Genomic DNA, 24,651 nt, shown 5'->3' on the forward strand with positions numbered 1-24,651 from the left:
TGGATCTTCTCCCCTTCTAAGGGAATGGCGCGCCCGCGCCATTCCCGTAACTCCTCTGTTATCACCGGATTCGCGTTCTGCTTCAACCGGCTCACAAAGTAGCCGTCGTTCTCGTCGATCAGCGCAAAGCGGCGGTACTTGAAGTACGCTAGGTCGAACAAAACTAGCCGTCCATGCAGCCACGATCCCGTCTTGAACAACGTGCTGTCGTGCGCTTTTTCATCGGTCACGTCAATCCGTTCAATCGTCTGATCGGTGGCATTGTGGAGCAGGTGGAGCTTCGCTCCAGCCTGCTCCTCGTGGCGAGCTTGGAACTCGTCGGAAAGGAACTCGTGTAACCGCAACACCGTTCCATCAGCGATCATCACGTCCCTGAATCGGTCGATATCAGCGTCAACAGCGTCGGGAACAGCGACCTCGTCGAGACCACGCTCGACGAGGTCGCGGAGATACTCTGCAAGTGACGGTGTCAACCGGTGATAGAAGCCACCAGGAGAGATCGTCTCATCGGCTGTGGAGTTGTAGCTACGTCTGAACCCAGCGAGTGTTCGGCTCTCGCCTGCGGCGAAGCCGAACACGAGCGCCCACACGAGGACGGGAATCTGAAGCTTCCCCTCCCGTTCGACCACGCCGAGTTCCTCGGCGTGCTCTTCAAGGAACTCAGAGGGAAACAGTGTAGTGAGACGACGCAAGATTCTCGATGAGGAGGTCTCGTTGTACACACTCGACACCTCCTCATTCCTTCCGAAAAGTAGCCTCGATAAGCCGCTGCTGTCACGCGGTTCTTCGCTTAGCTAAAGACGGATGCGAGCCAGAGGATGATCAGATCGTCTCTGGAATCAGTGGAACGCCGCAGATTCGAGAGCAAGAGATCTTCGAGGACATCGACAAGATCGTCCCGGACAAGACGCTGGAGAAGTTCATCTCGCGAACAGTCCGGACGGTAAACACGCGAATCGAGGAAGATGCCGACCGGCACACGATCACGGCGGATATTCGAGAGCAACTCGAGACGGATCCGGACTTCAGACAGGAGACAACGAACCCTCTTCCGAAGGGAATCCATCCGAAATACACCGACGAACCGGCTGAGCTCTGGCAGAAACCGGCCTCAAAAGTCGGGTACATGGACGGTTCGCAGGGGTTTCTCCAAATCTGGATCCCAGTCGACGAAGACGACATCACACTCGTAAGCGCAACTGCTGGAGACTACGATCGAGAGGCGATCGTGGATACGATTCGTGAGGAGTTCCAGAGTACTATTGTGTGACCAGTATCCAATATTTCTGGCCGAAAATGACGGAGGGAGGCGAGCGAACGACTTACGATGACTGGGCTCTGGTGAATCGCCAGATGGCGTTTGATTTCACTGTTTCACAGCTCGCTTGATGTTGTAGACCGCACACATCAAAACGATCTCACGAAATTCGCGGTACCACGCTCGGGCACGCACCGCGTGGCCGAGCGTGCGCTTGATCGTCGAGAAGACGGTCTCAGACAGTGCTCTTTGGCCGTATAGAGACCCATCGATGCGCGCGTTATGCGCGCAGTCGATGGGTCGGAACTCACGATGCTTGATCAACGGTCTCACTTCCTCTTCGCGCAATTTGTCGCGTAATTGCTGCCAATCGTAGCCTTTGTCGGCGGCGAGGCTGGCAATCTCGCCCGCGTTGCGGAGGGCGAGTTGCCAGCCGATCTGCGTGTCGTGACGTTTCCCGGTCGTACAGTGAACGTCGAGCACAGCTTGCGTTTTTGTATCGACGAGCGCGGTCGTTTTCAGCGTTTGAACGCGATAGTTCGTCCGGCGACAGTAGTGCTTGCTAGCGGTTTCACGGTCGAAGAATGTCGCGTCCATCGCGGCGTGATCGGCGGTGTTGTGCAGCTGCGCCGAGAGGCGCAGCAGCACTCGCCAAATCTTCATCTCTAACCTATCAAACGCCTTTACTAGCGTGGTATGATGCGGGAGATCGCCCGCTTCAAGGCCGATCTCGGCCAAAATATGCGGCATCTCGCTCAGAAGATCAAGCGCCTCACGGTAGGACTTCTCTAGGTAAATCCGGAGACTGTGGAGCGAAACAACGGCGTAGTCGGCGAAGCCCCCACCCCCTTCGGGGGCGGCGGCTTCGCCTCGACCACCAACAGCATTTTTAGCTAACCGTACCGCTTTGCTCGTGAAGCGGGAGATCTTCGACATAGGCATCGACGATTTCCCGCTTCACTTCCTTTGATTTGACGACCTATCTCGCCGCCTTACAGCGATTCACCAGAGCCGATGACTGTAACTTATCCGCGATATAGGTAACAGTCTGATATTCCGGCTCCGAATACGCGATCACACGAACATCGGTGAGCGACGTGGGCTCGTACGACCAGACCTCTTCACAGACCAGCTGTGCGCCCGTCTCGAAGTCGAAGCCGGCAGCTCCGGTCCCGAGTATCGGAATGACGAGTGACTCACAGCCGAGTTCGTCGGCTGTCTCGAGTGTGTTCCGAGTGGCTTTGCGAATGCTCTCGGTGGTCGCTCGACCGTCTCCATAGTGGGGCATCGCCGCTGCGTGAATCACGTAGTCAGCGTCGAGGTCGTACGCATCAGTGACGGCCACGCCACCGAGGTCAACGGGACCTTTCGAGACGGCCTCCTCGTTAATCGGACCGTTCGCGCCGCGTCGTAGAGCGCCGGCGACACCGCTGCCCATCTGTAAGCTCGTCCCGGCAGCGTTCACCAGTGTATCTGCACTCTCGGCCGCGATATCGCCTTGAATGACGGTGAACTCCATACGAAGACGTACACGGACTGGACAGTAAAATCCACCCGGCGGTTAGGGCCATATCTCGAAGCAGTTCCGCGAGCAAAAGACGATGATCCGTGTCTTCGGCAAATCTGATCGCTCAGATCGAAGCGTAGGATAATAGTTTGGAATATCGAGATCTATAGTCGAGCCACAATTCAGACAATCCGTCGTCTCCGTCGTCTACATAACTCGTCGCATCAACACCTCTACCGTCCACACTCCGTCACTACAGACGATTGATGAGCGATTCTCAGGCACCTCTCCCTGGAAGACGACTAGCCAAACAATCCCTTCGCTGGATGGGTTACCCCAATATCCGCAGGACTACCTGTCGTCACATTCGGGATAGGGAATCGTAATCGTATCTCCATCATCAGGGAAGAACGCATTGTCACCGAATCTCTCGATAGCCTCGTTCTCGAGCGGCTCAGCATTGGTCGCGTACCGTGAGGAAATATGTGTGAGTGCGAGTCGCTTGACACCGGCCTGCGAGGCGACAGAAGCGGCCTCCCGAGCCGTCGAGTGACCGGTTTGTTGCGCCCGCTGCTGTCGGTCCTGAGTGAACATCGCATCGTGAATGAGTAAATCTGCGTTCGCAGCGACCGAAACAACAGGCTCTATCGGTCGGGTATCGCCGGTATAGACGACGCGCCGCCCCGGACGTGGATCACCGACGACCTCCTCTGGCTGAACAACAGTTCCGTCCTCTAGTTCGACGGCGTTGCCCTCGTGGAGCTGTTGGAACTTTGGTCCGACTGGAACGCCAAGGTCTTGGGCTCGCTCACGGTCGAATCGGCCTTTCCGCTCAGCTTCGACGAGGACGTAACCGACAGATCGTGTTCGATGGTCAGTCACGACGGTTCGAATCGTGTACTCTTCGCGCTCGATAATCGTCTCACCAGGCGTAGCATCGTGTACCTGAACACGAAAGCCGGGTGTCGTCCCCGTTGCATCGAGGAGATTCGCAACATCTCCAGCGGTGCCTGCGGGCGTGTAAATGTCGAGGGATGCAGTTCACTCATTGAAATCGAGCGTCTGTAGAAGCCCGGGAAGACCCAGGATGTGATCGCCGTGAAGATGTGTGAGGAAGATCGTGGAAACGTCGAAGCCGGTCGAGAAGCGCATCATCTGTCGCTGTGTCCCCTCCCCGACATCGAAGAGAAATCGTTCCCCTTCTCGGCGAAGCAGGATTCCGCTCGGATTGCGCTGAGTCGTCGGAACTGCCCCACTCGTTCCGAGAAAGGTCACGTCCATAGTCTCAGTTCGGAGAGCAATGCGGAAAGCAACTTCGAGATTCGCGGACGCGACTCTGATGACTCCATCGGTACGATATTACTCGCTCTTGTCCTGTCGCTTGATCTCGTGACGTCCGAACCCATACCGGAGACGATTGGCAAGCCGCCGTGAGAATCGCATGTCGCGACTACTGAAGCGTTCGGCGAGGGCACCATAGATGAGTGAAATCGGGACCTCCTGTTTGAGCGCTTCTTGGACGGTCCAGGTACCTGTTGAGCCACCCGCGACGTAGTCCGCAACGTCTCCCAAGTCGTTACCTTCCTCGTGGAACGCTTCCTCACAGAGTTCGAGCAGCCACGATCGGATGACTGCACCGTTATTCCACGTCTTCGCGACGGCCTCGAGGTCGAGATCGTAGCGACCGTTCGCGAGCAGTTCGAAGCCTTCACCGTACGCCTGCATGAGCGCGTACTCAACGCCGTTGTGAACCATTTTCACGTAGTGACCTGCTCCCGACGGGCCGAACCAGTCATGGCCGTCTGGACCGGTTGCGATCGCATCGAAGACCGGTGTGAGTTCGTCGTACGCCCACTGCGGGCCACCGATCATGAGTGAAAATCCGAGTTCAGCACCGGCAGGCCCACCACTCGTTCCGCAGTCGAGATACGCCGCATCAGTGTTCTCAGCACGACGGCTCGAGTCGTGAAAGTTCGAGTTACCACCGTCGACGACGATATCATCAGCAGCGAGCGATGGTTCCAGTTCATCGAGCGCAGCGTCAACCGGATCGCCTGCAGGTACCATGAGCCAGATACGCTTCTCATCACCGAGTTGGGCGGCAACATCTGGAATGGAAGTAGCTCCTGTTGCACCCCGTTCAACAGCGGTAGCGACCGCATCCTCGTCGATATCGAAGGCGACGACCTCGTGGTCAGCGGCGAGCACTCGATCGACAACAATCTGTCCCATCCGTCCGAGTCCAATCACTCCGAGTTTCATATTCACTCTACGTACGCGTCGTCACGGTCGGGTCTCGACTGTTTCGATACTAGATTGAGATTTTACACGCGTTTCATCGTGTGTTGACAGACGGGGCACTTGCGCTCGTTTCCATCCACTTCGAAGTCAGACTCGTGTCCGGTCCACCCGCATTCTGGACATTGTGTGACGTTAGCAGTCATTCTCTTTCGAGATGGAGAGCGCAGCCCCATCTATCTTTGTATCGTATAGTGAGCCTTATGTAACGGACAGCTAGCACACCGGTTGTTTTTAGTTCACAGCGCCAATATCGTGATATATGGGTTTTGGGAGCTACGATGAATCCGAGCAGCAGAACCAGGACGTCAGCGCCGATGATGACAGTGAAGGTGTAAGTGTTCACGAAAACCAACACGAGGGTGAGATCACGTTCGAAACAGACGCGGATACAGATGACCTCGTTGACCAACTCGCAGAAATCAAAGACGGCGCTGACGAAGAGTAAAATCGACACCTAGCGCTATTTTCTGCTATTACGCACTGGTCAACTATACTGCGTCCTTGACGTCCTCCCAAACCTCTTCGAGGAACTGCTCACCGTCGACTTCGAGTAATTTGTGACAATTCAATAAAACTCGATTCGCAGGTGTGAGTATTCCTCATACTTTGTTTCCACACCGCATCTATGTGCTGACAAAGTATCTCAATAGTCCTCTCGGGTGGCTTTAAGTTCACGAGAAGCATCTAAAAGTCTCCCAAAATTTTGCTCTGAATATCACATTGGCGTCGCAAGAAGCCCCGTCCAGTGGCGACGCACTACTCAAACCACTCTCCGTGATAGAGAGATCGTTCGAGATCGATAGAACTGGGTTCCCGAGAATCGACGAAGAAAGGACATAGATCCGGGATACCGAATTCACTCGAAGCGGCTCAATCGGTCGTGTGAAATCACGTTTCCGACGAATTTGGTGATTCTGATGCGATGGGTATGCGTATCGGAGAGCGTGTGGGTCTCAAATTCGATCCGCCACTCCGCGTCGCGTTCTTCGATATCGGTAACGTCACCGAATTGACCGACACACTCATTATCGGCATATTCCTTCGCGAGTTCTATCGCGGTCTCTTGATCCGGGACATCTTCGCTCATACAACGAACTACACCGCGCTAACGGAAGTGGTTACGGGGGTCAAGTAGACACTTAAATTTGGATCGTATCCAAATCCGCCGAGATATGGAGCGATACCGTTACGTAATCGCTCACAATAACGAAACCCGCCTGAGCGAGTCGATGAATCGTACCAGTACCGCAATCGATCAACAAGGGAGTTGACTGTGAATGCGCCTCAACAACGGTTCCAGTCTGATACCGATCTCCAGTCGGTACCGCGCTTCCGGTTCCGAGTAACGTAAGATTCATATCGGAATTTTCCTCACGCCGACCAAAAGACGGTTTGACAATTTCAAGGATACTTCCGATCGTATCGAAGCCGGAACAGCTTTTTTCCCTCCTTCAAATAACGTTTGTATGCAAGTTACTGACGTAGAGACGTTCGTCGTCGACGCCGACTGGCGGAACTGGTTCTTTGTCCAAGTCAAAACAGACGAAGGCATCACCGGAGTCGGTGAGGCACTAAGTGGTGAAGGACTGACCGCAGCTCTCGAAGCCACCGCAGAAGCACACAAGCACTACGTGATCGGCGAGGACCCGCTGAATCGGAAACAAATCAATCGAAAGCTCCGGCGCTATCCCTTCGCGTGGCGAGCCGGGAAGCTCATCAACGCGGTCGCTGCGGCGATCGACATTGCACTCTGGGATATCGCGGGCAAGCACTACGATGAACCAGTCTGGAAGCTCCTTGGCGGCAAGGTACACGACGAGATTCCAGTCTATGCGAACGGCTGGCATATTGGTGAGCGTACGCCAGAAAATTACGCACATCATGCTAAGAAAGCGGTCGATGAACAAGGATATCCAGCACTAAAGTGTGATCCGTTCGCTCACTACGAGCACTCGCTGACGGACGCACAGATCGACGAAGTCGCCGCCCTCCTCGAAGCCGTGCGAGATGCCGTCGGATGGGACGTCGGTATCGCTCTCGACTGTCACGGGCGATTCACCCGGCGCGGAGCGATTGAGGTCGCAGACGCACTCGAAGAGTACGACATTATGTTTCTCGAAGAGCCTGTCGAACTCGAAGATCGTGAAGTGATGGCTGACGTAACCCAGCACGTCAATATGCCCGTCGCCACCGGCGAGCGCATCTACAATAACGAGACGATGGAAGACCTCGTCCGAAAGCAGGCTTGTGACATCATCCAGCCGGATGTGACCAACTACGGAAGTCTTCAAGAGGTTCAGCACGCAGCCTCGATGGCGAAATCACGGTATATGACTATTGCACCCCACAACCCGAACGCCGGCGTCAGTACGGCCGCATCGGTCCACCTCTGTGCCGGTCTCGAGAATCTCGAGGTCCTCGAACACATGAGTCGAGACGTCGAGTGGGCCGACGAGATCATTGAACACGATTACACCGTCGAAGATGGAGTTATCGAGGTCCCAGATGAGCCGGGACTCGGCGTGACATTCCATCCGGACGCGGCTCGTGAGTATCCCGGAGAGCCAAAGGATAGTCACAGCCTCTTCGATGAGGAAGGAGCACTCAAACGTCCTTAGCTCCGGTTCAACCCACTACTAATAGAGTAAGGATACAGGACAGTACATATAATACTCCCCACTCTAAGTTCCACAAAATGAAGAACGTTGATGATCTCATCTCAGATGCTGCTTCTTTAGCTAATCGGGGGGTGTCAAAAGGTGAAATCGCAGATGAACTGAACGTCTCTCGTGAAACTGCTAGCTGGCTGATCGCTCGAAATAAATCGACAAACTGGGATTCCAAATCAGTAGAGCAAAAGAAACCACACGATATTCATGTCGATTGGAGTGCCATCGGGCGTGATAGCACCCGATTAACGAACGTTGGGAACGCAATGGCAGATATAATCGCAAACCAACATGAAGATCTATCACTCACAGTCGGTATTGAGAAAGCCGGGACACCGCTTGCAACTACCGTAGCCCAAACACTTGACACCAGCCTCGCTGCGTATACGCCACGAAAACATCAATGGGAGAGAGGTGATATCGAGAGGCATGACGGTAGTTTCTCTCGGAACTTTGCCAGTGTCAGTGGACGCGATTGCTGTATAATTGATGACACGATTACGAGTGGCACGACGATGTATGAAACTATTGAGGCGATTAACGACTCAGGGGGAAATCCAGTTGCTGCAGCTGTACTAATTGATAAGCAGGGAGTAGATAGTATCAATGGAGTTCCAGTACACTCCCTTATTGATGTTCTATCGATTACTGCTTGAATACCTACAGATTACGAGATCCCTGCTCTGTTGACTCTATGGAAACCCTGCTATATCCCCAATACTCCCCAATCTCACCACTGAACAGCATCAACAAGCTTCAACCAAAACGCGAAGTACACGTAGAAAGCAAGTATAGACGTGGATATGGTCTTCTAACCCGTTGATTAACCGGATTCCGGACCCACGAGTATTTACGTGACGCGGTCAGTTATTATATAACCGAAAGACGCGTTGTCCCCGAGAAGGTCGTGTAACCAAGATACATCGACTGTTATGGTCGTTCTGACCGGCTGTCGAAGCTCGGTTCACACCGACTCTCCCTCACTAGGCGGACTCTTACAAGTTCTGGGATCACTCTGATCGGACCCCAACTATGGAAATCGAAATTGCGACTATTGGCGGCTATGAGGAAGTCGGACGACAGATGACAGCTGTCCGTGCCGGCGACGACATCGTTATCTTCGACATGGGCCTCAACCTCTCGAAGGTACTGATTCACGACGACATCCAGACAGAACGGATGCACTCGCTCGATCTTATCGATATGGGCGCGATCCCAGACGACCGGATCATGAGCGAACTCGACGGTGACGTGCGAGCGATCGTCCCGACGCACGGTCACCTCGACCACATCGGCGCGATCGGAAAACTCGCACACAGATACGACGCACCCGTCGTCGCATCCCCCTACACGCTCGAACTCGTCCGTGAAGAGATCGATGACGAGGGGAAGTTCACAGTCGAAAACGAGCTCATCGAAATGGACGCCGGAGGGACGATGGCCATCGGCGATCGATGCCAGCTCGAGTTCGTCAACGTCACGCACTCTGTTATCGGTGCGATCAACCCGATCCTCCATACGCCAGAGGGCGCAATCGTCTATGGCCTCGACAAGCGGATCGATCACACGCCAGTCGTTGGCGATCCGATCGATCTGAAACGATTCCGCGAGATCGGCCGGGACGGCGTTCTCTGTTACATCGAAGACTGCACAAACGCCAATCGAAAGGGACGGACACCGAGCGAGTCAGTCGCACGGAACCAGCTTCAGGATGTCATGCACAGTATGGAGGATTACGACGGGGGTATCGTCGCAACAACGTTCGCCAGTCACATCGCTCGCGTTACGAGCCTCGTCGAATTCGCTGAGGAGATCGGACGCGAACCGATCCTGCTGGGACGGTCGATGGAAAAGTACTCCGGGGCTGCAGAGCGCATTGGTGCGGTGACATTCCCGAACGACCTCGACATGTACGGCCATCGAAAGAGCGTCGATCGCGCGTTCAAACGCATCATGAACGAGGGGAAAGAGAACTTCTTCCCCATCGTAACCGGACATCAGGGCGAACCGCGAGCGATGTTGACCCGGATGGGTCGCGGCGAGACACCGTACGACCTCGATAACGGCGACAAGGTGATCTTCTCTGCGGGGATCATTCCGGAGCCGACAAACGAGGGGCAGCGCTATCAGTCCGAACAGCTGCTCCGGATGCAGGGTGCGCGCATCTACGACGACGTCCACGTCTCCGGACACCTTCGTCAAGAGGGTCACTACGAGATGCTTGATGCACTCCAACCACAGCACGTAATCCCGTCACACCAGGATATGCAGGGGTACTCCGGCTATATCGATCTCGCAACTAAGCAGGGCTACAAGCTGGGTCGTGATCTCCACGTGAGCTCGAACGGGAACATCCTCCAACTGGTCTGACTCTCGGCAAGGAGATCAGCTCGGGAAATGACAACTGGTTTCCCGAGTCTGTTGAATCGTATGCACATGCAAGACGAACGCCTCGATGTTGAGCTCGACTTCGGCGAGGATGAGCTAATTCCCGCGATTGCACAGGACGCCAAGACAGGTGACGTGCTGATGCTCGCATATGTGTCCCCTGAGGCGCTCACAGAAACCCAGAAAACAGGGCTCGCCCACTACTACTCGCGGAGTCGCGACGAGCTCTGGCAGAAAGGCGGCTCCAGTGGACACGTCCAACAGGTAAAAGAAATCCGCGTCGATTGTGATGGTGATGCGCTGCTCTATCGAATCGACCAGGAAGGTGGGGCGTGTCACACGGGCTACCGCTCCTGCTTCTATCGAACGATCGAAGGCGAGACCGTCGGCGAGAAGGTTTTTGATCCCGACGACGTCTACGAGTAATCACCGCGCCGACCACTTACGAGATTGCCGTGCGAGAATAGCAGGAGGTGGATTTGAACCACCGATCTCCAGGTCATGAGCCTGGTGGAATCTCCGAGCTATCCTATCCCGCTACACATTACTCGACGAAAGTTGCGGATAAGCGTTGAGAAATCATCTCTGTGTGCGAACAATTCACTCGATTTGTTGATCGGCTACTTCCTTTGTCACAGCTCGATTCAAATCCTCAGAAAGTGGTACTGACGGGAGTGCGATCAGTACGGATGGGATCACAAATGGCGTGGTACAGTCAATCTAAGCAGCTACCTGAAATTCACGACGGATCGAAAGTTAACACATATATCCGACACCCGTGTATTCCTACGTTATATGCAATTCTGTGACGAGTGTGGTTCGATGATGCGCACGGAGGGCGACACGTGGGTGTGCCGCTCCTGTGAGAACGAGGAACCGCGGGACTCGCAAGCAGAAGCAGCGATGACGACTCAGGATGGACAGCAGGACGACGGGGCACCCGCCGTGGCCGATTCGACCCAGAACTCCACTGAGACGATGCAGGAGCCCTGTCCAGCCAACAACTGTGATAGTGACCGGGCCTACTACGAGATGATGCCGAAGCCGGGCGGCTCCTACGAGGTTCGGCTGTTCACCTGCGTCGAATGCGGCCACAAATGGCGCGAGTCCTGACGATGCATCAGGCGAACTCTACGGCTTACGATACACGGGGGCGAATAGCCTCAGATCGTACCTCACTCGCTGGAACCTCGAGTGTGTAGCTTCCGTCGCCAGACTCAACAGTCACAGTGAATACCGAGCGAAGTGTGACCGGGATATCGACCATCACGAGAAGTTCAATATCCGACGCAAATAGTCATTCCTCACGTCGTCAGTCAGGCGCGTAGGCGTTCTCCACACAGTCACGAAGGTCCTCGGGTGTCGTCCACGTGTACGCACGATCCACGCGCTCCATCGAAAGCAGATAATGTGCGAACATACCGTCGTAGGCCGCGTACTGTACCTCTTCAGTCTCGTGACATCCTCCTCGCCGTAAACGGCGAGGCTTCCCACACGGTGGGAATACCAGTCAGTCGTCGTCACCAGAACCGTCCGTTCTGGTTGGCTCACGAGACTCCGTCTCGTGAACGCTGGCAGAGGGTTCCGACTCTTCGTAGGCCGTGAGCGTCATCTGCGCTGGTGCGCTCTTCTCACGGTGAGTCGCGGCGGTGTCACAACCGCTCCTATCCCGTGGCGAGTCATCGCGTTCCGCCTTGTCAAGCGGGACGCTCTCTCCCCACGGGTCAACCCGTCGTGCGATATTCGCGGAAGCGTTGATATCGGCCTGAAACGTCGAAACGTGGCAGTCGTCGTGCGGACACCGAAACTCGGCCTGCGATTCCCGCCGACCGATACGGTGGCACGAGTGGCACGTCTGCGAGGTGTACGCCGGGTTCACGCACTCAACTGGGATGCCTGCCTCCCTCGCCTTGTCCTCGATGCGTCCTTGGAGTCGGGCGAACGCCCACGAGTGAAGCCGACGGTTCATGTACTTCCCGTAGTCGAGACGCTCACGGAGGTACGTCAAGTCCTCCATCACCAACACCGGATTCTCGTACTGCTTTGCGTACTCGACGGCTTGCCGAGACGCCTTCTCCACGAGGTCGGTGAGCGCGTTCTGGTAGTGCGAAAAGCGGTCTTCAATCCGCCACTCGGATGCGTCACGCTCTTGGAGTCGTTTCAGGGTCGTGTACATCTCTTTGCGGAGATGCTTCGCTCTACTTCCGCTACACACGAACGGGTCAGTCGGAGAACCGTCCTTGAGGGCACAGCCCGTGATGAGGGGCGGTTTCTCCGATATCTAAGCCGATGTGTGTGGCGTCACCGTCAGTCGTTGGTTCTTCAACCGGGTACTCGACGGTGACGTGTAGTACCCAGTTCTTCCGATGCTGTTGAAGCCGGATCTCGCCTGCCTTCGCGTCCTCCGATACGAGGTCGTGCCAGAGGTCTTCCTGTTCGGGGTTGATGCGGAGCGGTATCCAAAAGTTCGTTCCCCGACCGGGCCGCGGAACCCACCATGTGAACTCGTACTCGCGTTCATCAGAGTAGTCGAACTTGGCGGCTTGGTTGGTGAGCCGTATCGGGTGTTCGTCGTCCAACTCCTTCGCGTTGTACGTCTTGCGGAGTTTCGGGACGTAGTTACAGAGTGCTGCTTTGGCCTGATACGGCAGGTCGTAGGGCGTCACGATGTCGCTCACTGCCGACATGGTACTCGCTCCGGCGTCGAACGCCTCTTGCAGACCGTCACGGTAGGTTTCGAGCAGGTCGTTGAGTTTCGACTGCTTGTGCGCGGTGGGTGGCGCGAACGTCGCCTGTAACGTCTTCGTGACAGTCGTGGACATCGCTACTGCTCCTCTACGTACTTCATGAGTACGTCGATGCTCACTTGACCGGTGGTGGCGAGAAAGTACCCCGGTTGCCAGAACGCTTTGTCGAGTGCTTGTCGAACTTCGAGATTCTCGTCACGGATTTTGCGGGACGTGACGCCCTTGAGTGAGTTGATGAACTTCGTGAGGTCGGTCGTTGGCTTCGCCGTGAACAGAATGTGAACGTGGTCGGAACCGCCGTTGACGTTTTGGATATTCACGCCGAAGTCCTCGAAGATGTCGCTGGCAATCTCTCCGATACGTTCTGCGATTTCATCGGTGAGTAGGTCTGCGCGGTACTTCGTGACGGTCACGAAGTGATATTGGAGTGCGTAGACCGTGTGCGACCCGGTTTCAAGATTGTACTTCATTTGGCCGTGTTAATTTCTGTATGCCCAATTCCAGTAAAGGTTTACAGTCGTGGGGTATTCGGCTTACAACCGACGGTGAAACGTGTAGGAGTTGTCGGCTTCACGCCCGCCCTAAAAGGGCGAGATTCTCGCCTTGAAAAAAGATAGGTCCGGTAAAACGCTCGTGTCCGATCCCGATAGATCGGCTGATCGATGTAGCCCGCTTCCCACGCGTGCCCGCCCTGGGAGTGTTCGTACACCCCCACGATATGATCCGCGTAGCTGACCAACAGCTTGAATTTCGACGTGAAGAACTCCGAGACATCTAGAATATCGTCTATCAGGAACGCGTCGACCCCGTCATCGGAGTTCGAGGCTGCGGCATCACTCGCGAGTTGGTCGCGAACAGCTTCCAATCGTGGCCGCTCCTCCTTACCGTAGGAACCGAGAACGAAATAGGACGTGTTGTTGATAAATCGTCCGAGGTCCTCATGCATCGCGGTCTGGATCGCCTCGACCCGGTCGGGTGTGAGTGTCTCGCCCGGCTGGCCACCCAATTTGTCGATGACTACACGGGCGTCATCGTTTGTCATACTAGGCATCATTCACCACCGCCACCTAACGGTACGGAAATACGACCGGAAGTGGAATACGCAAGTACTCTGGCTACCATTTCGATCCTCACCAAAATGGTTATCCGACCGGGCGACAAACACCTGTACACAATGTCCCGGCCTGACGCCACCCCGCTCACGCCAGCCGAGAACTCAGCCGGCCTCGATCCGATCGCAGCGTTGAGTGTCCTCGACGACACGACCCGCGCGAATATTATCGGGACGATCGTCGGTCACCCGAGAGGTGCGCCCTCGAAGAAGGAACTCGAATACTACAATCCGAGTATCGCAGCGTCGACGCTCACCGACCACCTCATCCGGCTGGAGGAAGTGGGACTGATCGAGGCCATCGAGCGAGATCGTGAAGGGCTCGAACGGGGCCAGCCGTACCGGTTCTTTCAGCTCACCGATGCCGCCCGTGAGCTGTTCGACCGGAACAACCTCTTCGAGCCCGACGCATACCGGGAACTGTTCGCTGAAGTCGAGAGAACAGACGAAATCAAGGCCGCTGAGGACGTCGTACGTCCGAACAGCCGAAACTGAAGCCCACCTCAGGGCGTACGTTTCGCCGGACGGAGAACTCGATATCTGGGATATTCCAGAAGCGTAACCAGCGCAAAGCCGCCAAGAGAGATCAGTCTCAATTTCGATTCAGAACAGATGAATCGAACAGAAGGCACGCATCAAATCCATCCTCCGAGGTTGTGCGGCGCAAGCGGTATGGTGAGGTCGTTGACTTACCGGATACTCATCTCACACGCCGCGCGAGGAGGGTGGCCCCAATGAAGAGGGGAACGTTATTGTATCTCTTCTAATACCTCTGGCCCCCTCAGTATCCGGAAGAATTGCTCGTACTCCGTCTCACTGACTACTTGGGACAGTGCGCGCTCTGCGTTCCTGTCGTCGATGATCAGCCCCACGGAATCATGACCCTCAGACACCCGTATTTGAACAAGATTACCGGCGAATTTGGCGTCCGTTTTCGGGAGTTCATCTTCTCGCTCCTGTTCGAGCTTGGCTAATTCTCTGTGTGCTTCGTCAACCATCTCGCTAACGGTAGGGCCGTCACGGATTCGCGCACCGTAATCCGGCTCTGGAAGGGCAACAATCCAGTCCTCGTTACGTATTGGATCAAGCCAATCATTGACACCGTAGGGACCAGCCCATTCCTTGTCCAACTCCTCGACTACTCCAGTGGAGACGTACAACTGCCTATCAGTCGACTGAATGTAGTTGATTAGCTGTCGCCGTTCTGGAGTAGATCGCCCGATTCCACCCAAGACGCTCGAGTCAACGAGGAGCGCATCCGGGAGCGGGTAGAGGGGTGAAGAGTCAACTAATTTCGGCCGATCGCTCATTCCTGCTCAAACACGTACGGAGTGTTTCGAATCTTCCGATCATGTACGTCGTGTTCGAAGGAATCATCGATGAGCCCTGCTTTGACAAACAGGGCAATGATCGGCTCCAGCGCCTGCGTGATGCTGATAGCCTCGATCTCATCAACATTGAGGCGGTCTGCTGCTCCACGACGAGTCACCTCGCCACTGAGATATGCCCGTGTCTGCTCAACCGCCATCAGCAGCTTCGCCTTGCCGTGCCGATCTAGGAAGAGTTCGATCTCACTGACCTCGCCGCTTGCACCGTAAGCGGCGATCGTAAGCGGGTCAAACAGTATCCGCGTCTCTCCCTCCCCAACGGGGAGAAATAGTGAATCAGTCCGGAGCTGGCTCTCTTTCCCGCTACTGACGTCCTCGACAATGTCTAAGTTTTTGAGCTTTCCAACCCGCATTGAGGTTGTACTTCCGGCAAGATCGAGTCTACGCTCGATACTGCTGTTCGTAGTAGGCTGATTCAGCAGGATGTCAGTATAGACTCTGGCGATGTCGGGATTCACCAGTATCTCTGAGGCTGCGATAAAGGAGCGTGCGGTGCCCTCTTTCGAGCCGTTCTCGTCCGCAGCCGGGGCGTTTGTTACCACCATCGTAATTCATGATACGTGAACCGAGAACTAATATCTTGTGGCAGTTGTGTCGGACTGTATGGAGGCTCCTAGAGATTGTTCTTAGATAACTAATTTGTAGATACTGTCATTTGTATTCACGTCTTAAGAGAGTATTTCACTTAAACGAATTAATCTTAATCTTAATCTTAAGATTAGTCTGACAGCTTCTCCCGGACAAACGGCTGCTAGCCGGGTACTAGAGCGGTGTCGGTGTTTCGTGGTCACCACCCAGTGGCCATGTCCCAGAGGAGGGCGACGTCAACGACACCGAGGATAACTCCAGCTAGTAGCCACGCATCAAGCAACGATGTGAGGTCCAAGATCGGGCCAGAAACTGCGAGTTCGAAGGCCGACGCCAAACTCGCCACCTCAAACAAGAGTACCCCCGAGATGACCCAGATCACAGTCGCACTAGCAGCGATGAGAAGCTTATTCCCGCTCATCTGTGACGCTTTAGCGACACCAAGCTACTGCCTATCGTACCAGGGCGGCGCACCGAACGCATCGGCGTAGCAGTCTGGGTGACACGGTCGCTTGCGGTTGTCCGGCCATGCCCGGTCGAGCGGAACCTGCTCGCCGCAGAGCCCACACTCGGCGGTGTGACCTGCCTGACGAGCGTCTGGTGAGAGATTCCGCGCCTCGATGTAGAGCTCGTGGAGCGCCCACGGCGTGAGGCGAACGGCGACACGCTCGGCCGGATCGGGATCCTCGTCCGATGTCGCGGCCGAGAGCGTAAGCACCCAGTCGTCACCGGGCTCGCCGTCGGTCGCTGGCCCGAGGGCGATCGTCCCCGCGAGGTCGTCGTCGACGTAGTACCACTCTGCGTCGCGGTCGACGTGGTAGTGGGCATCGGGGCGCGGATCCTCGGGATCGACGTCGTCGCCCATTGTGTGCCCTCGTTGGGTCAAGCGTTCGCCTTCGGGCCCTGTTCGGACTTAGTCGTGAGCGGGAGGTCCGCGTCGATCTCGTCGTACCACACAACTGGGCGCTTTGCTCGGCCATTTTTTTCGAGTTCGACGAGGCCGTAGTCGGCGAGCTCGTTCACGTTCTCGAGGACCTCTGGAGGGTTCCGGTCAACGAGGCGTGCGAGCTCGCGGATGCTCTCCGGCTCGTGTTCGACTATCGCCTCCAAGAGCTCGAGGTTGGTCGAGCGGAAAACGCGACCGAACGTTTCGAGGTTCTCGATCGACAGCGTCGGCTCACTGGGGTCAACGTCCTCGCCAGCGTCGATCGCTTCGAGACGCTTTTCGAGGTCACTACGGTCGGCGGACTTGATCTGAACGTGGAGTGTTTGGGTCATGGGTGGGGTGTGGGGTTGTGGGTCGGAATTAGTTGCGGGTCTGTACGTCGGTCACCGTAGTAGAACGGACTACCAGTCGTTGCGATTCTCTTCTGGGAGCGCCGCCCGCCAGGCGCGGAAGATCTCCGCAAGGCCGGGGTAGTCGATCTCGAAGGTCTCACCGCCGAGGTGGAGTTTGTGGACGCCGTGATGGTTGTCGAACCGGATGATCGGATCGTCTGCGCCGGCTTCGCCGTAGTGCTAGGCGTACTTGATCCCGTCTACGAACCGATTTGTGGTCGGAACCGAAAGCACGCGAACCCGCGCAACGGTGTCGTCGGCGTAGGCTTCAATCTCGTCTTCGAGTACGGTGACATCATCGCTCATCCACACACGTGTCGACGCACCCTGTTCCGGTAAGTGTTAGGGTGAACCCTAACAAGAGTGAAGAAACAGATGGCATCCATGACGGCAACATCGAGCGTGGCTAATGCGGTACTACTCATCGTCTGTGTCGTCATCGACGAGACCTAGAAAACTGTCCGTTGCCTGTCTGAGCTACTGCCCGGGTGATGCCCTTCTCGAACAGATCCCAAGTATAGCTCGGCAATTGGAGCGATGTGAGTTAATCTTAACCTTAACCATAATATTAATCCAAAACTTTTGCCACGATGTCTAGTGATACGAAGTGGATCTCACGCGAGAAGAGCGCGAAATACTAGAGTCAAACAGTCCTCGAACACAGCGGTTCGATCACCCGTCGTGGTCAATATACCCGGCTTCCCATTCAGTCCGAGCTTCGATCTCTCTAGTGCCCCGGCGAGTAGTGCTGTACTCGTTGGTCCGTCGGTCCCGCTGGCTTTTTTCGATGAGTCCCTTCTCAACGAGCGTATCGAGATTTGGGTAGAGCCGACCATGATGGATTTCCTTCTCGTAGTAGTCCTCGAGCTCGTCTTTGATCGCGAGTCCGTGGGGGTCATCAAGTCCGGCAACGACGTACAGGAGATCGCGCTGAAAGCCAGTGAGATCGTACATGTCGCAATTTACTCATTCGAGTTTTGAAATACTACTGATCTGGCCCTGTATGGAGCGAAGGAATTCGTCACTCTCCTCGTGGGTCACCAACCGGTATTTCACCATATTCTGGACATGAGACCCATCCCTGTCCAAATGCCCCACCCATCCCTTGGTCCGGGCTCCATTCATGTTCATCCCCACAATGTGGACAGTCTACCAGTGGCGGGTCAATCTCCAGTGCCTCTTGCTGGATGAAATGATTTCCTTGGTAAGAATCACAGTGCTGACAGACGTTCCCCCAGACTTTCTTGCCGAGGGTATTGCTGTAGACCCGTTCAACAGGGGTTTCGTAATTCGCTAATATATCTCCGAGAGGCGTATCAAGATGGTCTCCTCGTGGCCAGACCACAGGCGTTTGCTCGCCACACTGCCAGCATTCTGTTTCCCACGTCAGCAATTTCTGGCGATCAACTGGGAGATCGTCTGGGAGCATGATAATAAATCCTACTCTGATTGACTATTTGATTCTTTGTCTCTGGATGTGTTAGAATCCCCGTTTCCTGTACGACTGCCTAACCAGATGAAATAGAAGACCCTACTGAAACCCTGTACAACTGACACGAACTCCGTGCTGACTCGATGGAAACGCTGCTACTCCATGAGAGCGTGAAACAAGACAGACGAAAGAGGCGTTAACTGTCTCGTGTCGCCCTCCCGTGGTTGTCGAGATGCGTCTGTGCAAACTGCTGCCAGTGCTGCTCAAGGTACGCCTCACCTTCCCAGAGTCCATCAATATCGACGTTGAAGTCCTTGATGTCGGCACCAACATCTCGATAGTAGCGGTCAACGTGTATGGTCCCCTCGTCGTGTTCAGCGTTGTCGACTTTCGCGACCTCAACAACCGTCCCATCAGACAACTCAAAGAACAGGATAACTGCGAACGATTCAGGCTTATTGACGCTTGGGTCGGCGCGCGTGCCGATTTGGAATACTGTGCTTCTGATACGACCAACCTCGTAGAGGTACTCAAAGTCGGAATTTCGAGTCATGTATGTAGATAGTTGAGCTAAGAGACGCAGAACTCCTCTCCACTCTTACATACGTATTTGATTTACTTAAATGTTTTGTTTTTGACTGTTTAACTCGTAGAATAGACTGAGGCGCTCATTATCGGGCATCTCAGCAAAGCTTAAACCGTTGAGGTATATACACAACGGTAAGGTGAATCAATATGTCTGAATCCGATGTGGGTACTCCCCTCAACACCGGTGAATCTGAAGCTGCTGATCGTACGGAGTTGCGGGGTGAACTCGCTCGCTCACTCGCCCGAGGCGGTATGTCGGGCGTCCAAGTCATCAGCTGGGAAACAGCCCAAGAGGTTCTAACGCCCAAGCGCCGCGAAGTCGTGGGGGTACTCGGGCGGATGTCGCCCAATTCAGTCCGCGAACTCAGCCGTGAGCTAGATCGGGACAAAGCACAAGTGAGCCGAGATCTCGCCGCCCTCGCAGAGCACGGCATCATTCGGTACGAGGAGGATGGCCGGGTGAAGAAGCCTCGACTCACGCAGGAGCATTTGATCGTTGAACCCGTGGTCTGAGTGGCGTACCCTAGGGGCTGCGACGGATTCGAGGCCGCCTATCGTGGTTTTCTTTATAGCAACCAACCGTAATGTCTGACATAGCTATTTGAAGTCACAGAACGCTTGGAATCTGAGGAATAGGCCCGTCGTAGCGGGAACCTCACTCCTCGAGGGCGTTCTCTAGGCGCGCGACGCGTTCCCGCAGCTCGGCGAGGTCGTCGGCCCGGTCCTCCCGGAGGTCCTCCACCGGACGAATATCCGCAAGCGCGGCGTCGACGCGATCGTCCTCGGCCTCCCCGGTGAGGTATAGGTCACGGCGGTCGTCGACGAGGCTGCGGAGCGTCGAGTCGGGGGGGCCGGTGTCTTCGGCGACGTCGGCGTAAGCCTCGCCTCGGTCGACGCGGGCGACGGCCTCGCGGACATGGAGGTACTCCGCGGGATCGACACGGAGGTATCTGTCCTCGACGACGAACCCAGCCGGCGGCCGCCCCGTCCATTTCCCCGCGTCCTGGGCAGCAGCGATCCCGGAGCGGATCCGCCGTAGCTTTTGCTTGTGTTCGATCTTCGCGAGGTCTCCGAGAAGCCCGCGAGCATTTCTTTCACAGCCCGATCGACCTCGGAGCTGCCGATGTCGATCGAGAGGCCGACCTCCCGGTCGCGAACGGATGTGTCGTGTTGAAGCGCGTGCTGTATAAAATCGTGAATCTCGCCGCCCCCGAGCCGGGAGAGGCGGCTTATTTCGTCGACGACGACGAGGTCGAGGGCGCCCTCCGAGATCGTCTCGCGGAGCGCGTGGTACTCTTCGGCGCGGTCCGTTGCCGCGCCCGAGACGACGTCGATGTACTCCTCGGTCTCGGCGTCGGGGTACTGATCGGCGACCCACTCGCGGAGCTCGTTGAGCTGCCGGCTCGCGTCCTGGTCGGCGGTCGAGACGCGGGCGTATATCGCGATGGTCTCAGGCCCATCCTCGGTCATGTTCTCGTATTCGCAAACACTACTTATACAAGAGGGGGTTTACGCGGCTCCGTGTATACCACTTCCTTCTCGACACATTTGGAGAGCAACTTATGGGATTGGTAGATCAGCCAGTGTAAGCCTCAAGGGATAGAGAATTCGAGTTAATCAAGCCCACGAGGGTACGTCTGAAACCCTCAGAGATGATCTTATTTGTCGTTGTGGGTGACGCTTCAACCCCACGAGGGTACGTCTGAAACAGGAGTTAGGCGTGCAAGTGCGGGTGGAGAGCGACGGCTTCAACCCCACGAGGGTACGTCTGAAACAACGACGTTTCGGCCGCCGTCTCGACACCCACCGCGCTTCAACCCCACGAGGGTACGTCTGAAACACCTCGAAGAGTACTACGGCGAGATCACTCACGGGCTTCAACCCCACGAGGGTACGTCTGAAACTTATTCGTTATTGACGACCCCGTATCGCTTATCAACGCTTCAACCCCACGAGGGTACGTCTGAAACAGCTCCAAATCTTAACCTCTACGGTGTCGCCCCGGTCGCTTCAACCCCACGAGGGTACGTCTGAAACTTATTCGTTATTGACGACCCCGTATCGCTTATCAACGCTTCAACCCCACGAGGGTACGTCTGAAACAGCTCCAAATCTGAACCTCTACGGTGTCGCCCCGGTCGCTTCAACCCCACGAGGGTACGTCTGAAACGTTGTAGCTCATTGGTGTTCACCTGCGTTCGCGTCTGCTTCAACCCCACGAGGGTACGTCTGAAACCGTTGTCCTCCTCCTCGCCATCGCGTACTTTCTTGACGCTTCAACCCCACGAGGGTACGTCTGAAACGCGCAGATCTCGATCACGTCGGATCGGTCGCTCCGTGAGCTTCAACCCCACGAGGGTACGTCTGAAACTCTCGATGAGTAACTCACCGGCTGTCTGACGGTGTGGCTTCAACCCCACGAGGGTACGTCTGAAACGGTCGTCGGGTGCGTAGTACACTTCGAGCGGGTTGCCGCTTCAACCCCACGAGGGTACGTCTGAAACACTCGTTGACGGCGTCCTCGGCGACGATCACCTCGCTTCAACCCCACGAGGGTACGTCTGAAACTCAACGACATCGACGGGCTCGCGGACCAACTCGACGCTTCAACCCCACGAGGGTACGTCTGAAACTCGGAGGTGGCCGCGGATCGCCCCGCCCCGCATCTTGCTTCAACCCCACGAGGGTACGTCTGAAACCATACCGGCTTAATCCTCCCGTGAACACCGCAACGGCTTCAACCCCACGAGGGTACGTCTGAAACCCGTCGGTCGTGAACACGCAGACGCCGGCCGTCGGGCTTCAACCCCACGAGGGTACGTCTGAAACCAACATTCTCTTGGGTTTCTCCGTCGTTTAATGCGTGCTTCAACCCCACGAGGGTACGTCTGAAACGGCGTCGTTCACCTCGACGGAACCACAGGACGATACGCTTCAACCCCACGAGGGTACGTCTGAAACGGCGGGGTCTGCGCCGTCGTACGCGACCGCCTCTCGCTTCAACCCCACGAGGGTACGTCTGAAACTTGTGGTGGCGTGGCATCTCGGTGTCAGTCGTCGGAGCTTCAACCCCACGAGGGTACGTCTGAAACGCGATCTGACGCAAGAAGAGAAGGACACGCTCGTCGCCGCTTCAACCCCACGAGGGTACGTCTGAAACCGCGGATGTCGTCGAGCACACCGCCGAACTGCCGGCGGCTTCAACCCCACGAGGGTACGTCTGAAACGCCACGATCTGACTCAGCAGCGAGGCCGGTATGCGCGCTTCAACCCCACGAGGGTACGTCTGAAACCGCACATATCGCCCCCCGGTGGAAAGGTATGGAAGTCGCTTCAACCCCACGAGGGTACGTCTGAAACCGATTATGGAGATGCTCGGCGCACGCGAGCAGGCCGCTTCAACCCCACGAGGGTACGTCTGAAACCGCGGGCGTGCGCGGCGAGCGCGTGGAGGCCGTCGTCGCTTCAACCCCACGAGGGTACGTCTGAAACTCGGGCGCGTCGGCGTCGGGGTCGTGCGTTTCGTAGCTTCAACCCCACGAGGGTACGTCTGAAACAACCGTGGTGTCTTCCTCGCTCTCGGCGTCATCCTCGCTTCAACCCCACGAGGGTACGTCTGAAACCGGAGTCGGTGTCGCCGCCGTCCGCGATCGAGATGCTTCAACCCCACGAGGGTACGTCTGAAACTCCAACTGACCGCGACACTCGCGCACCTTACGAAGCGCTTCAACCCCACGAGGGTACGTCTGAAACATGAGTATCATTACTCAGAGAGCCGTTAAGGACTTGCTTCAACCCCACGAGGGTACGTCTGAAACGACGGACCGATCGCGAGCATGGGCCACCTCTTAGAGCTTCAACCCCACGAGGGTACGTCTGAAACGCGGATCGCGACTACGATGAGCTGGTCGTGACCGCGGCTTCAACCCCACGAGGGTACGTCTGAAACCACGCGCCTTTGCTGCTAATATACTTAGTCATGGGTCGCTTCAACCCCACGAGGGTACGTCTGAAACCACGCCGCTAGCAGGGCTGCCGCCGTTTCCTTGTCGCTTCAACCCCACGAGGGTACGTCTGAAACTTCTTGGCACGGGGGGCGCGTCACGGCTTAGGCGAGGCTTCAACCCCACGAGGGTACGTCTGAAACTTGGAAGAGCCATCCCCTGAATATCGATCGGCATCGGCTTCAACCCCACGAGGGTACGTCTGAAACCGTCTTCACCGACCGGGAAGTCTCCACGATCCCGGTGCTTCAACCCCACGAGGGTACGTCTGAAACTCCGATAAGTCCACGCTTGATGTTTCCCGGCTTATTTGCTTCAACCCCACGAGGGTACGTCTGAAACACAAAGACTGCTATGTGCTCAAAAGCGGCACACAAGCTTCAACCCCACGAGGGTACGTCTGAAACGGATTCGATCTCTCTCAGGGAGACGAATACTATCCGCTTCAACCCCACGAGGGTACGTCTGAAACTAAGCGGTCGTACACGGACCACAAGCGTGCTTGCCGCTTCAACCCCACGAGGGTACGTCTGAAACTATTCGGTGTCTTCAAACTGGATTTCAAGCCGGCCGCTTCAACCCCACGAGGGTACGTCTGAAACGCTTGTCGATCGTCTTCGACACGTCTGACGCCTTCGGGCTTCAACCCCACGAGGGTACGTCTGAAACCGTCGTCTACCGCGACGCCTGGAGCGACGTCGAGACGGCTTCAACCCCACGAGGGTACGTCTGAAACGTGAGTGCTACGCTCGCATCTTGAACGCCCGCAACGGGCTTCAACCCCACGAGGGTACGTCTGAAACTGTCTGAGTGCGTCAGCAGTCAATCCCTCATCTGGGGCTTCAACCCCACGAGGGTACGTCTGAAACAGGTTGCTGATACACTCAATCCGTTCGGATCGTATGCGCTTCAACCCCACGAGGGTACGTCTGAAACCGCTATCCGTGTCGGTTGCCGTTGTGCTTAATTCCCGCTTCAACCCCACGAGGGTACGTCTGAAACGATGCTTCACGGGTTGTGCTATCGCCGGTAAAGAGTTGCTTCAACCCCACGAGGGTACGTCTGAAACCGCCTTTGAACTTGACGGCGAGCAACGGCCGTGCGCCGCTTCAACCCCACGAGGGTACGTCTGAAACACCAACCAGCATTCGTCTTTAGCTAAGACTCACACCTCGGTTGTGTAGCGGTAGCAAGTGTCTCTTGTAAGATCGGTCGTTGTTGATGGATCTTCTGAGCGTCCTCGATGAGCCGCTCCAGCAACGGTGGTGGTGAGTAGCCGAGGTACTCACCGAGTTCGTGGAGAACAAGCTGGGCGTGCGACCGGAAGGTCGC

General features: G+C 56.0%; 24 protein-coding genes, 1 tRNA gene, 4 pseudogenes and 1 CRISPR repeat array. Of the genes and pseudogenes, 9 read left to right on the forward strand and 20 right to left on the reverse strand.

What is annotated here, in order from left to right; all coding sequences use genetic code 11:
* On the reverse strand, positions 1-692 hold a 692-nt coding region (locus J2751_RS13970; RefSeq protein WP_209486926.1), incomplete at its 3' end, for an IS4 family transposase.
* Positions 693-700: 8 nt separating this feature from the next.
* On the opposite strand from J2751_RS13970, the gene J2751_RS13975 reads away from it, so the two are divergent.
* Positions 701-1,270, forward strand: coding sequence for a hypothetical protein (locus J2751_RS13975; protein ID WP_209486908.1), 570 nt, complete (start codon positions 701-703; stop codon positions 1,268-1,270).
* A 96-nt stretch (positions 1,271-1,366) separates the two neighbouring features.
* Here J2751_RS13975 and J2751_RS13980 read toward each other — a convergent pair whose 3' ends face one another.
* The 4 genes and pseudogenes from J2751_RS13980 to gnd form a co-directional block, all read right to left on the reverse strand.
* Complete coding sequence (locus J2751_RS13980; RefSeq protein WP_209486909.1) at positions 1,367-2,194, reverse strand: IS5 family transposase; 828 nt, start codon at positions 2,192-2,194, stop codon at positions 1,367-1,369.
* 43 nt (positions 2,195-2,237) lie between these two features.
* Positions 2,238-2,777 carry a macro domain-containing protein gene (locus J2751_RS13985; protein WP_209486910.1) on the reverse strand — a complete coding sequence of 180 codons (540 nt, stop codon included), beginning with the start codon at positions 2,775-2,777 and terminating at the stop codon, positions 2,238-2,240.
* Positions 2,778-3,116: 339 nt separating this feature from the next.
* Positions 3,117-4,046, reverse strand: a pseudogene (rnz, locus tag J2751_RS13990) (ribonuclease Z).
* Between the two features lie 78 nt (positions 4,047-4,124).
* A complete protein-coding gene (gene gnd, locus J2751_RS13995) occupies positions 4,125-5,027 on the reverse strand; it encodes a phosphogluconate dehydrogenase (NAD(+)-dependent, decarboxylating) (protein ID WP_209486912.1) in 903 nt (300 codons plus the stop codon).
* Positions 5,028-5,325: 298 nt separating this feature from the next.
* Between gnd and J2751_RS14000 the strand changes: the two genes are divergently transcribed.
* Positions 5,326-5,511, forward strand: a complete 186-nt coding sequence (locus tag J2751_RS14000) for a DUF5786 family protein (RefSeq protein WP_049906699.1) — start codon at positions 5,326-5,328, stop codon at positions 5,509-5,511.
* 411 nt (positions 5,512-5,922) lie between these two features.
* Here the strand turns inward: J2751_RS14000 and J2751_RS14005 are convergent, their stop codons facing one another.
* Positions 5,923-6,153: a hypothetical protein gene (locus J2751_RS14005; RefSeq protein ID WP_152420164.1), complete on the reverse strand. Its 231-nt coding sequence runs from the start codon at positions 6,151-6,153 to the stop codon at positions 5,923-5,925.
* 379 nt (positions 6,154-6,532) lie between these two features.
* On the opposite strand from J2751_RS14005, the gene J2751_RS14010 reads away from it, so the two are divergent.
* From J2751_RS14010 to hisI, 4 genes are all read left to right on the forward strand, one after another.
* The gene (locus J2751_RS14010) at positions 6,533-7,684 is read left to right on the forward strand and encodes a mandelate racemase/muconate lactonizing enzyme family protein (RefSeq protein WP_209486914.1); all 1,152 of its coding nucleotides are present in this window, start codon (positions 6,533-6,535) and stop codon (positions 7,682-7,684) included.
* Between the two features lie 77 nt (positions 7,685-7,761).
* The gene (gfcR, locus tag J2751_RS14015; RefSeq protein ID WP_209486916.1) at positions 7,762-8,391 is read left to right on the forward strand and encodes a transcriptional regulator GfcR; all 630 of its coding nucleotides are present in this window, start codon (positions 7,762-7,764) and stop codon (positions 8,389-8,391) included.
* Positions 8,392-8,767: 376 nt separating this feature from the next.
* Positions 8,768-10,105, forward strand: a complete 1,338-nt coding sequence (locus J2751_RS14020) for a ribonuclease J (protein WP_209486918.1) — start codon at positions 8,768-8,770, stop codon at positions 10,103-10,105.
* Positions 10,106-10,171: 66 nt separating this feature from the next.
* Positions 10,172-10,549: a phosphoribosyl-AMP cyclohydrolase gene (gene hisI, locus J2751_RS14025; RefSeq protein ID WP_209486919.1), complete on the forward strand. Its 378-nt coding sequence runs from the start codon at positions 10,172-10,174 to the stop codon at positions 10,547-10,549.
* Between the two features lie 38 nt (positions 10,550-10,587).
* Here the strand turns inward: hisI and J2751_RS14030 are convergent.
* Positions 10,588-10,662, reverse strand: a tRNA-Met gene (locus tag J2751_RS14030).
* A gap of 256 nt (positions 10,663-10,918) precedes the next feature.
* On the opposite strand from J2751_RS14030, the gene J2751_RS14035 reads away from it, so the two are divergent.
* On the forward strand, positions 10,919-11,236 hold the full coding sequence (locus J2751_RS14035; RefSeq protein ID WP_209486920.1) for an RPA12/RPB9/RPC11 RNA polymerase family protein: 318 nt from the start codon (positions 10,919-10,921) through the stop codon (positions 11,234-11,236).
* A 397-nt stretch (positions 11,237-11,633) separates the two neighbouring features.
* On the opposite strand, the pseudogene J2751_RS14040 reads toward J2751_RS14035, so the two are convergent.
* The 3 genes and pseudogenes from J2751_RS14040 to J2751_RS14050 form a co-directional block, all read right to left on the reverse strand.
* Positions 11,634-12,945 (reverse strand): annotated as a pseudogene (locus tag J2751_RS14040) (RNA-guided endonuclease InsQ/TnpB family protein).
* Positions 12,946-12,947: 2 nt separating this feature from the next.
* On the reverse strand, positions 12,948-13,340 hold the full coding sequence (gene tnpA, locus J2751_RS14045) for an IS200/IS605 family transposase (protein ID WP_209486921.1): 393 nt from the start codon (positions 13,338-13,340) through the stop codon (positions 12,948-12,950).
* Positions 13,341-13,381: 41 nt separating this feature from the next.
* The gene (locus J2751_RS14050; RefSeq protein WP_245202840.1) at positions 13,382-13,912 is read right to left on the reverse strand and encodes a hypothetical protein; all 531 of its coding nucleotides are present in this window, start codon (positions 13,910-13,912) and stop codon (positions 13,382-13,384) included.
* A 132-nt stretch (positions 13,913-14,044) separates the two neighbouring features.
* Here J2751_RS14050 and J2751_RS14055 point away from each other — a divergent pair, with 132 nt between their 5' ends.
* Positions 14,045-14,476 (forward strand): helix-turn-helix domain-containing protein, encoded by a 432-nt coding sequence (locus tag J2751_RS14055; protein ID WP_209486922.1) that lies wholly within the window; start codon positions 14,045-14,047, stop codon positions 14,474-14,476.
* Positions 14,477-14,730: 254 nt separating this feature from the next.
* Here the strand turns inward: J2751_RS14055 and J2751_RS15640 are convergent, their stop codons facing one another.
* The 8 genes and pseudogenes from J2751_RS15640 to J2751_RS14095 form a co-directional block, all read right to left on the reverse strand.
* Positions 14,731-15,291, reverse strand: a complete 561-nt coding sequence (locus J2751_RS15640; protein ID WP_223174246.1) for a hypothetical protein — start codon at positions 15,289-15,291, stop codon at positions 14,731-14,733.
* Positions 15,288-15,914, reverse strand: coding sequence for a DUF7437 domain-containing protein (locus tag J2751_RS14065; RefSeq protein ID WP_209486923.1), 627 nt, complete (start codon positions 15,912-15,914; stop codon positions 15,288-15,290). Before J2751_RS14065 ends, J2751_RS15640 begins: the two co-directional genes overlap by 4 nt.
* 242 nt (positions 15,915-16,156) lie before the next feature.
* Positions 16,157-16,378: a hypothetical protein gene (locus tag J2751_RS14070; RefSeq protein ID WP_050034076.1), complete on the reverse strand. Its 222-nt coding sequence runs from the start codon at positions 16,376-16,378 to the stop codon at positions 16,157-16,159.
* Between the two features lie 24 nt (positions 16,379-16,402).
* Positions 16,403-16,822 carry a hypothetical protein gene (locus J2751_RS14075; RefSeq protein ID WP_209486924.1) on the reverse strand — a complete coding sequence of 140 codons (420 nt, stop codon included), beginning with the start codon at positions 16,820-16,822 and terminating at the stop codon, positions 16,403-16,405.
* 17 nt (positions 16,823-16,839) lie between these two features.
* On the reverse strand, positions 16,840-17,235 hold the full coding sequence (locus J2751_RS14080; protein ID WP_209486925.1) for an HVO_A0114 family putative DNA-binding protein: 396 nt from the start codon (positions 17,233-17,235) through the stop codon (positions 16,840-16,842).
* A gap of 69 nt (positions 17,236-17,304) precedes the next feature.
* Positions 17,305-17,601 (reverse strand): annotated as a pseudogene (locus tag J2751_RS15830) (toxin-antitoxin system TumE family protein).
* A 366-nt stretch (positions 17,602-17,967) separates the two neighbouring features.
* Positions 17,968-18,249, reverse strand: a complete 282-nt coding sequence (locus J2751_RS14090) for a helix-turn-helix transcriptional regulator (protein ID WP_004599500.1) — start codon at positions 18,247-18,249, stop codon at positions 17,968-17,970.
* Positions 18,250-18,923: 674 nt separating this feature from the next.
* Positions 18,924-19,280: a DUF7718 family protein gene (locus J2751_RS14095; protein WP_137691695.1), complete on the reverse strand. Its 357-nt coding sequence runs from the start codon at positions 19,278-19,280 to the stop codon at positions 18,924-18,926.
* Between the two features lie 287 nt (positions 19,281-19,567).
* On the opposite strand from J2751_RS14095, the gene J2751_RS14100 reads away from it, so the two are divergent.
* Entirely contained in the window at positions 19,568-19,828 is a 261-nt protein-coding gene (locus tag J2751_RS14100) for an HVO_A0114 family putative DNA-binding protein (RefSeq protein ID WP_209486928.1), read from the forward strand.
* Positions 19,829-19,990: 162 nt separating this feature from the next.
* Here the strand turns inward: J2751_RS14100 and J2751_RS14105 are convergent, their stop codons facing one another.
* Both J2751_RS14105 and J2751_RS14110 read right to left on the reverse strand, forming a co-directional pair.
* Positions 19,991-20,785 (reverse strand): recombinase family protein, encoded by a 795-nt coding sequence (locus tag J2751_RS14105; protein WP_245202842.1) that lies wholly within the window; start codon positions 20,783-20,785, stop codon positions 19,991-19,993.
* 144 nt (positions 20,786-20,929) lie between these two features.
* A CRISPR array of direct repeats spans positions 20,930-24,455; the repeat unit is 30 nt; unit sequence GCTTCAACCCCACGAGGGTACGTCTGAAAC.
* 22 nt (positions 24,456-24,477) lie between these two features.
* Positions 24,478-24,651, reverse strand: a pseudogene (locus J2751_RS14110) (IS4 family transposase); the annotation flags it as partial.

It is taken from the genome of Halorubrum alkaliphilum (assembly GCF_017873815.1).
Classification (GTDB): domain Archaea; phylum Halobacteriota; class Halobacteria; order Halobacteriales; family Haloferacaceae; genus Halorubrum; species Halorubrum alkaliphilum.